Below are 12,521 nucleotides of genomic sequence, written 5' to 3'. Positions count from 1 at the left end.
CTACAGCACGTCGACGTGGTCCCGCCAGGAGTGCCGTGGCTCGTACCCCAACACCCGGCGGGCCTTGTCGATGCTGAGCAGCGTCTCGTGCTCACCCAGCTCCTTACGGACCTCGACGCCCGGATAGACCTCGGCCAGCAGGCTGGCGCTGGACCTGCTCATGACGGTGTCGGCGTTGGCGATGACGAAGACGTCGGCACCGGGCTGGTCGTGCGCGAGAGCGCGCTCGACCGCCTGGGCGCCGTCGCGGGCGTCGATGTAGCCCCACAGGTTCCACCGGCGCAGCCGCGGGTCGGCGTCGAACGAGGGAAACGGCGCGTAGTCCTCGACGTCCATGACGTTGGAGAAGCGCAACCCCACCATGACCAGCTCCGGGTCCCACCGGCAGAAGTGCCGCGCCATCTCCTCCTCCAGGGCCTTGTTCAACGAGTACGTCGACTCGGGCCGTGGCGCGTACTCCTCGTCGACCGGCGCGTACGGCGGCGGGGTGTCGAACGGCAACCCGAGCACCGTCTCGCTGGACGCCCACACGACCCGCTTGATCCCGGCCGCACGGGCCGCGGCGAACACGTTGTACGTCGCGGCGGAGTTGTTGGCGAAGGTGGTCGCGTTCGACATCAGCCCGGGGGCCGGGATCGCCGCGAGGTGCACGACAGCGTCGACGCCGCCCGCGTGCTCGTCGGCGCCGCCGGTGAACGCCTCCACCACCTGCCCGTAGTCGGTCAGGTCGACAAGCAGGAACTCGCCGTTCACGTCGCGTGGGTCGCGGCCACCGGCCCGGTCCACAGCCAGCACGTCGACGCCCACGGCGCGCAGGTGGGCGACCACGGCACGGCCGAGCTTGCCGGTGGCGCCGGTGACGACGACACGCCTGGGCAGTGTGGATTCGCTCATGACCACATCTTCGCCGCAGGCGACGTCAGCCCGGCAGCCGGGTGGGCTCGGCCCGCCGCGCCGCGATCGCGATCCGAGCGCGATCGGGCGGGCGGGTGCGTAACGTGCAGGGGTAAACGTTGTCGCGACGAGGAGACTTCATGTCCAAGCCACCGCTTCCCGAGGCCGCGGTCGCCATGCTCCAGAAGCCGAACCCCGCCGTCATGACCACCCTTCGCAACGGTGGCCAGCCGGTGTCCGCCGCCACCTGGTACCTGTGGGAGGACGGCCGGATCCTGGTGAACATGGACGAGAGCCGCCGGCGGCTGGAGCACGTCCGCAACGACCCGCGGGTGTCCCTCACAGTGCTCGACGAGGCTGGCTGGTACACCCACGTCAGCATCATCGGGCACGTCGCCGAACTGCGCCCCGACGAGGGCCTGGCGGACATCGACCGGCTGTCGAAGCACTACACGGGCAACGCGTACCCACGCCGGGAACGTGCCCGGGTCAGTGCCCTGATCGAGATCGACCGCTGGCACGGTTGGGGCGCGCAGAAGGACAACAACCAGGTCGGCTGACCGCTGCCGTCAGCCCTGTCGCCTCGACGGCTGCCGTCGGGGCGACAGGGCACCGGCCGTCAGGGTGTCAGGGCGGTGGCGGACCGGGCGCCGACGCGGGTCACCAGGTAACCGAAGGCCGCCGCGGTGAAGAACATGACGATGCCGTAGACGGCGCCCGGGATCGCCATCTGGGTGCTGTTGAGCAGCGCCGGGCTAAGCGCGATCGTGATGGCCAGGGTGCTGTTGTGGATGCCGATCTCGAAACCGGCGGCCGTCGCGGCGCTCCGGTCGACACCGGCGAGGCGCGGCACCCCGTACCCGATGGCGAGGCTGAGCAGGTTGAAGGCGAGCACGGCCAGGCCGACCGAGACGAAGTAGTCGGCGATGTTCTCCCGTTCGCCGAGCACCGCGCCGGCGATCACCGCGACGAGTACGACGACGGAGATGATCCGGACCGGGCGGTTCAGCCGCTCGGCCAGGTGCGGCATCCGCGCCCGGATGAGCATGCCGATCGCGACCGGGACGAGCACTATGGCGAAGACCTGGAGCACCTTGTCGAACTGCAGGCCGATGCTCCTGCCGTCGGGGAGGAAGTACGCCGCCGACAGGTTGACCAGGATCGGCAGGGTGAACACGGCGAGCACCGAGTTGATGGCGGTCAGGGTGATGTTCAGGGCCACGTGCCCGCCGAACAGGTGACTGTAGAGGTTGGCGGTGGTGCCACCCGGTGACGCGGCCAACAGCATCATGCCGACGGCCAACTCGGGTGCCAGGTCGAACGCCAGGACGAGGCAGAAGCAGAGCGCCGGCAGCACCAGCACCTGGCAGACCAGGGCGATGACGGCGGCTCGTGGATGCTGGGCCACCCGGCGGAAGTCCGCCATTGTCAGTCCGAGACCCAGACCGAGCATGATGATGCCGAGGGCGACGGGTAGTCCGATCAGAGTCACGGCGGAGTCCATGGCACAACATCGTTACCACCCGGTAACGCCGTCACAATCCCCCATCTGGCTGGACGGCTCTTGACCCCGGAGGGTGATCGGCTTAACTTCATCAATCAGATAAGTGTCTTTACTAATTCTGCTTGATATCCCGTGGGAGTGTGCCGATGCGACCATTCCGCCACCGCCGTCTCACCGCCGTCGTCGCCCTGGCGACACTGCTGGTCACCGCCGCTCCGCCCACCGCCGCCAGCGCCGGTGACAACAACGAGCGCCGCACCGGCTACCACCGGGTCGGCTACTTCACCCAGTGGGGCATCTACGGCCGGGCCTTCCCGGTCAAGAAGCTCGAAACCTCCGGGGCGGCGAGCCGTCTCACCCACCTCAACTACGCCTTCGGCAACGTCAGCGAAGACGGCCGCTGCTATGTGGACGGTGGGCCGGGCGAGGGCGACGCCTGGGCGGACTACCAACGTCCTGTCCCGGCCGAGGAGAGCGTCGACGGCGTCGCGGACGCGCCGGGCCAGGCGCTCAACGGCAACTTCGGCCAGCTCGCCAAGCTCAAGGCCAAGCACCCCAAACTGAAGGTGCTGATCTCGCTGGGCGGCTGGAGCTGGTCGACGTACTTCTCGAACGCCGCCCGCACCGACGCCTCCCGCAAGGCGTTCGTCACGTCCTGCATCGACCTCTACCTCAAGGGAAACCTGCCCGGCGGTGACGGCGCCGCCGGCGGCCCGGGCGCCGGGGCCGGCGTCTTCGACGGCATCGATCTCGACTGGGAGTGGCCCAACTGGGAGGGTGAGCCCGGCAACGTCATCCGCCCGGAGGACCGGGAGAACTTCACCAAACTGCTCGCCGAGTTCCGCCGGCAGCTCGACGCGTACGGGCGCACGACCCGCGCGCACCACCCGCTGACCGCGTTCCTGCCGGCCAGCCCGGCCACCATGGACGCCGGCTACGAGGGCCGCAAGATCTTCAAGTACCTGGACTTCGCCACGGTGCAGGGGTACGACTTCCACGGCGGCTGGGACGCGCGGGCCAACCAGCAGTCGGCGCTTCGCGTCCCGGCGGGCGCCCCGGACAACCCGGACTTCTCCGTGGAGGTGGCCATCGACGGGTGGATCTCCCGTGGTGCCCCACGGGACAAGCTCGTGCTCGGCATCCCCTACTACGGTCGCGGCTGGACCGGCATCACCGGCGGCGGCAACGGCCTGTTCCAGCCGGCCACCGGGCCCGCGCCGGCCACCTTCGAGGCCGGGTACGAGGACTACAAGAAGTTGAAGACCCTTGCCGGTAACGGCTACACGGTGCACCGCGACCTGCGTGCCGGACACGCCTGGTTGTTCGACGGTACGACGTTGTGGACGTACGACGACCCGGCTGTCGTGTTGCAGAAGACGCTCTACATCCGACGGGCCGGCCTGGCCGGCGCCATGATCTGGTCGCTCGACGGCGACGACGACAACGCCACGCTGACCAAGACGATCGGCCTCGGCCTGACGACCTGGTAGCCGTACCCGATCCACCCGGCCCGTCGCCGGCCGACCTCTCGGCCGGCGGCGGGCCGTTTACCGCTGCGCGGGTGTCACCGCGCGCACCGCGGCCTCGATGAGCGCGGTCACCTGGCCCATGTCCCGAGCCCGGTGCACGTCCACCTCGGCCGACCATCCGTCGGGCTGGGTGAGCCTCACCGTCACATCATCGCGGCGGTGGGTCAGCCAGCCGGCGATCGCCTGCACCAGCACCATGACAGTGCCCGCGTCGCTGGCCGCCACCCGCAGTTCGTCAGTGGTGTCCGCCGACATCCCGTCGGGGGACGTCGTGGTCACCCCCTCCCGAAGCCGATCCTCGGCGCGCAGCCAGGACGCCAGCGAACGCCGAGCATCGGCGGACGGAAGATCCGGATGGACCGAGAGCGTGATCATCTCCGGCACGTCTCCTCCTCCCAGACGACGACAAGCCCACGCCACCATCCTGCCACTCCGCGTCGGAACCGGCACGCCGAGTAGTCAGCAATATCGATCGACCCTTGACCGCCGTATCGACGATTCATAGGCTCCGGCCACTGCGAGGTTGTTCCCGAGAGGGGAAACACGACTCATGGCCCCATCGATGCGTCCGTTCCGGATGGCCCCCGCCAGGCGGCTGGCGAGTGCCGCCACGATCACGCTCCTGCTCGGCATGACTCCCCTGCTCGGCGGCACACCGGCCGCGAGCGCCGCCCAGCCCTCCCGGTGCAGCGACGACCCGACCGCCCGGTTGACCACAGTGCCGAGCCCGGACGCCGTGCTCGGCTTCCCGCTCGGCGCGGGGCAGGAGCGGGTCGTCACCAACGACGAGGTCCGGACCTACCTCGGGGCCGTCGATCGCGCCTCCAACCGGGTCGTCACCGGCGTGATGACCACCAGTGTGCTCGGCCAGCCGTTGCCGTACGCGGTGGTGTCCAACGAGCGCCACGTGCGGCCCGCCGCGCTACGCGAGATCGCGGACGACATCCGGGACCTGCGCGACCCGCGCCGGACCAGCGCGCGAGCGGCCGCCCGGACGGCGAAGGACAGCCCGGCCATCGTCTGGGTCACCGCTAACGTGCACGGCGGAGAGAAGAGCGGCGCCGACGCGGCGCTCAAGACGCTGTACGAGTTGGCGGCGGGCCTGTCCTGCGCTGTCGCCCAGCGCAACGACAACCTGGTCACCATCATCGTCCCCACCCAGAACCCGGACGGCCGCGACGCGACCCGCCGGCAGAACGAGTTCGGCTTCGACCTGAACCGGGACTGGTTCGCCCGCACCCAGCAGGAGACCGACGGCAAGCTCGAACTGCTGCGCCGCTACCCGCCGCAGGTCTTCGTCGACGCACACGAGATGGGCGGCAAGCAGTACTTCTTCCCGCCCAACGCCGACCCGATCCACCACGAGATCGCCGGTGAGGCCGTGGACTGGATCAACCGCATCGGCGAGGCCAACAAGGCCGGCTTCGGCTTCAACGGGGCCTGCGACGACACCGCCTTCACCGAGTGCTACTTCAACTACGACACGTACGACATGTTCTTCATGGGCTACGGCGACACGGTGCCCACCACCGGCTTCGGCGCGGCCGGCATGACGTACGAGAAGGGCAGCGCGTCGGCGGTGGCCGACCGGGTCCAGCAGCAGTTCCACACCCAGTGGTCGACGCTCGGCTGGGCCGCCGCGAACAAGCGCGAGGTGCTCGACGGCTACTTCGACATCTGGACCGACGCGCTCGCCCAGGGCAGGGCGGGCACCCTCGAACCGAACGAGGTGGTGCAACCCACAAACGACGTGCAGTTCCCGGTTCCGGACGTCAGCATCCGCTCGTACTTCCTGCTGCCCGACCGGCAGCTCGCCGACGTCCGCCAACTCGTCGAGCGGCTGCGCCGGATGGACGTCGAGGTGTACGAGGTACAGCAGGCCACCCGGGTGCCCACCGCGCGGGTCTTCGGCGGGCGCAGCGCCACCAACGTGACGGTGCCCAGGGGCGCGTACTGGATCCCGATGGACCAGCCGCAGAAGCACTGGATCCAGGCCATCATGGGCGAGGACCCGTACGTGCCGTTCCCGTACTTCTACGACGTGTCGTCCTGGAGCAACCCGCTGCTGATGGGCATCAACGCCATCTACACCGGAGACACCGTCCGGCCGAGGGCCGCACCGGTCCGCAAGGTCTCCGGCGGTCGCACCGGTGTGGCCTGGCCCTGGGGCTCGTACACGTACCCGCTCGACTCGGCCGCCGCCGCGGAGCTCACCTTCAGCCTGCTCGGCCGTGGCGTACCCCTGGTCCGTGACCTCACGACCAGCCGGGTCGCCATCCCGGCCGCCAGTGTGAACCGGACGGTGGACGGGCTGGCCGAATCCCTCGGCGTCACCCTCACCCCGGGCGGTCGGCCGGCCGGCACCCGCCTCGACCTGCCCGACGTGGGGTTGTTCCAGGGCACCGGCATCTCCACCACCTCCGGCTCACACGGCGAGGCCCGCTACGTGCTCGGCAAGCGGTGGGGGCTCGACCTGAAACCGGTCACCACTGCCGACATCAACGACAACACCGAGGCGTTCACCGGGCGCACCGTGCTGCTGGTGCCGGACGGCAGCAGCGCCACCGGCGGCCTGACCGCCACCGGGCAGGCCAACCTGCGCGACTGGATCGGCCAGGGCCACACCTACCTCGGGCTGCGCAACGGGGGCACCCGGGTCGCCCGCGCCGCCGGGCTCACCTCCACGACGGAGAAGACCAAACCGGCGGACTACCTGGTGATCGGCTCGCACCTGCGCGTCGACGTCGACCAGGACAGCCCGGTGGCGCTGGGCCGCCCGGCGGAGGACTTCGAGTTCAACAACAGCGACCCGATCCTCACCCCGAGCACCACCGGGACGAACGTGCTCACCTACCCGACGGGTGACACGTTCTGGGCCAACGGCTACACCGTCGGGGCGGACACGCTGAAGGGCACGGCGGCCGTCGTCGACGAGCCGACCGGCGCCGGTCGGGCGGTGCTGTTCGCGTTCAATCCGCTCTTCCGCGCGTACAACGAAAATGGCCTGCACCTGGTCGCCAACGCGCTGCTCTACCCGGCGACCGCCGCGCCGGACGCGCGGCGCCCGACCGGCGTCGACGCGGCGCGCGCCAGCGCCGCCGCCGCGCCGGTGCCGCCGGACCTGGGCGGTGGCTGGAGGCCGATCACCATCCAGGTGGCGGCCGGCGACCTGCCGCGCACCCGAGCGATCGTCGAACGCTTCACCACCGACGCGCAGACGTCCGAGAAGAACGGTTCGGCGTACGTCGTGATCCCGAACCCGCAGGGGCTCCAGATGGACGAACACCCGTTCGCGAGGGATCTGGTACGCGCGCTGAACGCCGCCAAGGTGCCGCTGCGGTCGGTGGTGGGCTGACCAACCCCGCACAGCGAAGCGCCCGTCCCCTCGACTGGGGGCGGGCGCTTCAGCGCCTCGGCACGGCCGGTTCGGGGAGGGTGCGGAACAGCAGCCAACTCAGCGCGGGCATCAGGATCAGCGGAGCGAGGGCAACCTGGAGGGAGACCGCGTCGGCGACACCACCGATCAGTGGGCTGACCAGGCCGCCGACGCTGACGGTCAGGCCCAGTGTGATGCCACTCGCGGTACCGACGCGGGTCGGGAGGTAGTCCTGGCCAAGGGTGATCTGCAGCGAGAACGGGATGTAGAGCCCGGCCGAGGTGAGCGCCACGAAGAGATAGAACGCCGGCCCGGGGACAAGCACCACCCCCGCGACGGCGGCGACGCTCACCAGGTACGACCAGCGCACGACGGTGACTCGGTCCCAGCGGCCGGCCAGGTTGCCCCCGAGCACCGTACCCACCGCTCCACCGAGGTAGAGCACCACCAGCGCCGCCGTTCCCGCCGAGGTCCCCCCGCCGGTGCGCTGCGGCGCGTAGAGCGCCAGGAATGTACTCAGACCGGTGAAGGCGATGGAGCGGCAGACCACGGCCAGCGACAGCCGGCCGAACGAGGCCCTGTCGTCGGTCCCGATCCACCGCGGGGTATCGGGACCGGCCCCCGTCGTCGGGCGCAGCGCGCGAAGGACGGGCAGGCACAGCACGCTGCCCGCAAGGGCCGGCACCACGAGCAGCGGGGTGAGTCGCAGACCGCCGCTGGCGACGACGGCGGCGACCAGAATGGGCGCGACGGCGAAGCCGAGGTTGCCGCCGAGGGAGAACCAACCCATCCCGGTGTGGCTTCCGCCGCTGGCGATCCGCGCGACCCGGGCGGACTCGGGATGGTACGCCGCGACTCCGATCCCCGAGACGGCCACGAACGCCAGCGTCAACGGGTACGAACCGGTGATCCCGCTGCACGCGATTCCCAGTCCGCCCAGGATCGTGCTCAGTGGCAACAGCCAGGGCATTGCCCACCGGTCCGTCAGCGCACCGAACAGCGGTTGCGCCACCGAGGAGAGCAGCGACGCGGCGAGCACCACGCCGGAGGCCGCCGCGTAGGTGTAGGCACGCTCGGCGATGAAGAACGGTACGAGCGCGGCCACGGCACCCTGGTAGACGTCCACGCAACCATGCCCGACGGACAGCAGGATGATCGTTCTGTTTCTCCGCACGCCGCCATGCTCGCCGCTTCCGGACCTGTCGGGCTTCCGATAACCTGCCAACCAATGACGAGAATCCGCCACCGGCCGGTGGCACCGACTCGCGCCCAGCGGCTGGCGTCCGGGTCCGTGATCGACGTGCACCGCCACGACGACCATCAGATCGTCTACGCCGCCCGTGGCGTGCTGGCCATCACCACCGACGCGGGTGCCTGGGTCGTCCCCGCCAGCCGCGCCATCTGGGTGCCCGCCGGCACCGCGCACGCCCACGAGGCCCACGGTGCACTTGAACTGCACCTGATCGGCCTGCCCGCTAGCGAGGACCCGCTGAATCTGACGGAGCCGACAGTGCTGGCCGTCGGGCCGCTGCTGCGTGAGCTGATCCTCGCCTACACCCGCGCTCCCCGGGATGACAGCCCCGCGCGTGCGCGGCTGCGCGCCGTTCTGCTCGACCAGTTGCGGTCCTCGGCCACGCAGCCCGTGCGCCTGCCCACGCCCACCGAGCCCCGATTGAGGGCACTTTGCGCGATCCTGCACGCCGACCCGGCCGACAACCGCACCCTGGCCGCGCTCGGCAGGCAGGTCGGCGGGAGTGACCGTACGCTGTCCCGCCTGTTCCGCTCCGACCTCGGCATGACCTTCCCGCAGTGGCGTACCCAGCTGCGGCTGCACCGCGCTCTGGTGATGCTGGCCGAGGATGTTCCGGTCACCGCCGTGGCGCACCAGTGTGGATGGTCCTCGGCCAGCGCGTTCATCGACGTCTTCCGGCGCGCCTTCGGGCACACCCCGGGCAGACACGAACGCCGGTAGCACTGACGGCCACCGCCCTCTCCAGGACCCGGCGGGTCGGCTAGCGGACATCCACCGGGCCGGATCACGACAGCGCCCCGGCACCCGCCGGCGCAGGCTGGCCGGGATCTGTGCCGACCGTCGGCACCCGGAGGAGGCTCGCGGCCCATGGGCGTACCCCGCGCGGGGACGGCGGTGCTCGCCGGTGGTCTCGCGATACTGCTGATGGTCACCACGGTTGGATGCAGACGGTCACGTCCGTCACCGAAGCCGACCAGCGGCACGGCGACGGTCGGACTGACAGTCAGTGCCGGGCAACCGTCGTACCGGGTGGGTGAGCAGATCAGTATGCGCCTCAAACTGGTCAACAATCGCGACGCCGAGTGCCAACTCAGTCGGGTGCCGGACGGGGCGGTGACGGTCATGTCGTTGACCCGCGACGGCACGGCGGTGGCACCCGCGGTCGGTGGCGCCGCCTACTACCGGGACTTCACCGCGTACCTCGTCGAGAACCTGGTGAAGGTGCCGCCGCGCGGGTCGGTGGAGCTGACGCTGGGCAGCGACCCGCAGAGCCCGGTCGGCGCGGCGCTGACCACCAGCGCGCCGGACGGGCGGGGTGGGGCCACCGTCACCTGGTGGCCGGTCGACCAACCGGGGGCGTACCGGCTGGTGCTGGGCTACCTGCGAGCGCCGCTGCGCGGTGTGCCGGCGGATGCCTGCGCCGCGACGGCCGAGCAGGGCACCGTCGCGTTCGAGGTGAGAGGCGGGTGACAGGGTTGCGGAGCCCGGTGCGAATGGGCGTCGTGCTGGCGGGCGTCCTGGTGCTGATCGCCCCACAGGCGGCATCCGCGGTGGTCAGCGTCAACGCCGACCTGCAAACGGAGTACGCGGGCTGCGTCGGACAGATCCGCGGCTCCGGCAACGGTGCGGTGCTCGACGAGTTGGAGCGCTCCGGCAAGCAGATCAAGGTGCGCAGACCCATCTTCGGCTCGGAGAGCAGCACCACGACGTACGTCCCGGGTAGTGACGTGCAGATCAACTGGGTGCCGGAGAACGACGGGCGGGCGCTGCCGGAGGAGGGCGCGGGCTTCACCGAGGACCAGTGCGCCACCCTCATCCACGAGATGAACCACGCCCTCGATGAGGTGAACGACACCGACCGGGGCCAGTTCTGCACGCAGGGCGGCCAACAGGCCAGCACCGTGGACCCCGCCGAGGTGCACGCGGTGCTGGCGGAGAACGCGTACCGCAAGGCGGTCGGTGTGCCGCTGCGCACGACGTACAGCGGAATGAAGCTGCCGTCGAACGGCAAGGACTGCGACAAGCCCAGGCCCCGACCACCCGGCGGTGGTGGTTGTTCGATCTCGGTGATCGGCAAGGGTTACCGGTGCGCGAACAGCAACGGCGACCCGCACCTGCTCACCTACGACGGTCTGCGGTACGACTTCCAGGCCGCCGGGGAGTTCGTGCTGACCCGCTCGACGACAGACGACTTCGAGGTCCAGGTACGACAGACGATGTTCCCGGCCAGTTCGGTGGTGGCCGTCAACTCGGCCGTCGCGGCGCGGGTGGCCGGTGACCGGGTCGGCGTGTACGTCACACCCGACGGCCCGGCGGTCCGGGTGAACGGTGCCGCGCCGGTGTCCGCGCCCGACGGGGTGAAGCTGCCGCGCGGTGGCACCGTCACCGCCTGGGGAGACGGCACTGTGACAGTGGAGTGGCCGGGGGGCGCTCGGCTGACCGCACAGCCGATCGGGGTGTGGGGGCTGAGCGTGAGCGTCAGCGCGCCCACCGCCCGGGCCGGGACGCTGGAGGGTCTGCTCGGCGACCATGACGGTGACCCCGGCGACGACCTGACCGTCCGTGGCGGGAAGCGGGTAACGCAGCCGCCCACGTTCGAGGCGCTGTACCCCGGCTTCGCCGACAGTTGGCGTGCCGAGGCGCAACGGTCGCTGTTCGACTACGAGCCGGGGCAGAACACCGGCACGTTCACCGACCGGCGGTTCCCGGACCGGCTGACCACCGTCGATGACCTACCCAACCGGGCCACCGCCGAACTCATCTGCCGGCGAGCCGGTGTCACCGATCCGCAGATCTTCGCCGACTGTGTGCTCGACGTCGGCCTCACCGGGCAGGTGGCGTTCGCCGAGGACGCCGCCCGCGCGCAGCGCGACGCGCCCGCCGCCGGTGACGTCGACCTGGCAGTGACCCGGGCCGGCGCCACGGCCGCGATGAAGGTGCCGGGCCGGGCCGGTCAGAAGATCTTCGTGGAGGTGCCCGCCGCCACGGTGCCGGATCGCTGCGGGGTGTTGCTGCTGCTCGACCCGCAGGGCCGTCAACTGGCGACCGGCTGCGTCATCTCCGGCATCGGCTTCATCGACACGACCACGTTGACCACCACCGGCGACCATCAGGTGGTACTCGACCCGTGGGATGCCGACCTCGGTCGAGCGACGGTACGGGTCGTTGCGGTCACCGACGAGGCGAAGACGCTCACGCTGGACGGGCCCGCGGTCCGGGCGACGCTCGCCCAACCGGGCGCGGTCAGCCGCCTGTCCTTCGACGGCCGCGCCGGTCAGAAGGTATTCCTCCAGGTCACCGACGCGACAGTGCCGGATCGGTGCAACCTGCTGCGCCTGCGCGACCCGGCCGGTGACCAGGTGACCAGCGGCTGCGTGATCGGCGGTCAGGGACATGTCGACGGGTTCGTCCTGCCGGCCACCGGCCGGTACGTGCTGGAGGTCGACGGGACCTCCACCGACACCGGCTCGGCGGACGTGCGGTTGCGCGACGCCACCGACGAGCAGCGGGATACCGTCGCTGATGGACGGGCCAACACCCTGTCGGTCAGCCGCCCCGGTGCGGTGAGCCGTCTGCGGCTTCCCGCCGACAGCGGCAAGCGCCTCACCGTCGAGGTGAGCGGCGCCAGCCTTCCCGACCGGTGCGCGATTCTGACCGTCACCGGCCCGGGGGGCGAGGTGCTGGGCAGCGGCTGTGTCATTGGCGGTGCCGGGCGGTTCGACGTGGGACCACTGCCCACCGGTGGCACCTACACGCTCGTGCTGGACCCGTGGGCCGACGAGACCGGGTCGGCGACGATCACCGTCCGCCAGGTCGGTTGAACCTGCCGTCCGCCGGCCACCCCGCCAGCCCGTCCCCGACCGGGCATGGGTCGGGGACGGGCCGTTGAGCGTCCTTCGCGCGCCGACACGGCCGGGAGGTGGCGCTCACCACCACCGAGTTCCGCCTGTTGCTGGAGCTGGCCCG

10 protein-coding genes are annotated in these 12,521 nt (G+C 70.7%); 6 read left to right on the top strand and 4 right to left on the bottom strand.

The window, feature by feature from the left end:
* The gene (locus AB0C20_RS22215; RefSeq protein WP_357568648.1) at window positions 1–894 is read right to left on the bottom strand and encodes an NAD(P)-dependent oxidoreductase; all 894 of its coding nucleotides are present in this window, start codon (window positions 892–894) and stop codon (window positions 1–3) included.
* Between the two features lie 140 nt (window positions 895–1,034).
* Between AB0C20_RS22215 and AB0C20_RS22210 the strand changes: the two genes are divergently transcribed.
* On the top strand, window positions 1,035–1,454 hold the full coding sequence (locus tag AB0C20_RS22210; RefSeq protein WP_196926210.1) for a PPOX class F420-dependent oxidoreductase: 420 nt from the start codon (window positions 1,035–1,037) through the stop codon (window positions 1,452–1,454).
* Window positions 1,455–1,513: 59 nt separating this feature from the next.
* On the opposite strand, the gene AB0C20_RS22205 is transcribed toward AB0C20_RS22210, so the two are convergent.
* Entirely contained in the window at window positions 1,514–2,398 is an 885-nt protein-coding gene (locus tag AB0C20_RS22205) for a bile acid:sodium symporter family protein (protein ID WP_357568647.1), read from the bottom strand.
* Window positions 2,399–2,544: 146 nt separating this feature from the next.
* Between AB0C20_RS22205 and AB0C20_RS22200 the strand changes: the two genes are divergently transcribed.
* A complete protein-coding gene (locus AB0C20_RS22200) occupies window positions 2,545–3,888 on the top strand; it encodes a glycoside hydrolase family 18 protein (RefSeq protein WP_357568646.1) in 1,344 nt (447 codons plus the stop codon).
* A 57-nt stretch (window positions 3,889–3,945) separates the two neighbouring features.
* Here the strand turns inward: AB0C20_RS22200 and AB0C20_RS22195 are convergent, their stop codons facing one another.
* Window positions 3,946–4,302: a hypothetical protein gene (locus AB0C20_RS22195; protein WP_357568656.1), complete on the bottom strand. Its 357-nt coding sequence runs from the start codon at window positions 4,300–4,302 to the stop codon at window positions 3,946–3,948.
* Between the two features lie 187 nt (window positions 4,303–4,489).
* Here AB0C20_RS22195 and AB0C20_RS22190 point away from each other — a divergent pair, with 187 nt between their 5' ends.
* Window positions 4,490–7,282, top strand: coding sequence for a M14 family zinc carboxypeptidase (locus AB0C20_RS22190; RefSeq protein WP_357568645.1), 2,793 nt, complete (start codon window positions 4,490–4,492; stop codon window positions 7,280–7,282).
* A 49-nt stretch (window positions 7,283–7,331) separates the two neighbouring features.
* On the opposite strand, the gene AB0C20_RS22185 is transcribed toward AB0C20_RS22190, so the two are convergent.
* Complete coding sequence (locus AB0C20_RS22185) at window positions 7,332–8,477, bottom strand: MFS transporter (protein ID WP_357568644.1); 1,146 nt, start codon at window positions 8,475–8,477, stop codon at window positions 7,332–7,334.
* Window positions 8,478–8,531: 54 nt separating this feature from the next.
* Here AB0C20_RS22185 and AB0C20_RS22180 point away from each other — a divergent pair, with 54 nt between their 5' ends.
* The 3 genes from AB0C20_RS22180 (at window position 8,532) to AB0C20_RS22170 (ending at window position 12,376) form a co-directional block, all read left to right on the top strand.
* Window positions 8,532–9,275, top strand: coding sequence for a helix-turn-helix transcriptional regulator (locus tag AB0C20_RS22180; RefSeq protein ID WP_357179591.1), 744 nt, complete (start codon window positions 8,532–8,534; stop codon window positions 9,273–9,275).
* A 147-nt stretch (window positions 9,276–9,422) separates the two neighbouring features.
* The gene (locus AB0C20_RS22175; RefSeq protein WP_357568643.1) at window positions 9,423–10,025 is read left to right on the top strand and encodes a hypothetical protein; all 603 of its coding nucleotides are present in this window, start codon (window positions 9,423–9,425) and stop codon (window positions 10,023–10,025) included.
* On the top strand, window positions 10,022–12,376 hold the full coding sequence (locus tag AB0C20_RS22170; protein ID WP_357179585.1) for a VWD domain-containing protein: 2,355 nt from the start codon (window positions 10,022–10,024) through the stop codon (window positions 12,374–12,376). The genes AB0C20_RS22175 and AB0C20_RS22170 overlap by 4 nt, the downstream gene beginning before the upstream one ends.
* Window positions 12,377–12,521 lie beyond the last annotated feature (145 nt).

Source organism: Micromonospora sp. NPDC048843 (genome assembly GCF_040649965.1).
Classification (GTDB): domain Bacteria; phylum Actinomycetota; class Actinomycetes; order Mycobacteriales; family Micromonosporaceae; genus Micromonospora; species Micromonospora hortensis.
Note: the sequence above shows the minus strand (reverse complement) of the source record. Positions and strands in the feature narration are given on the sequence as shown.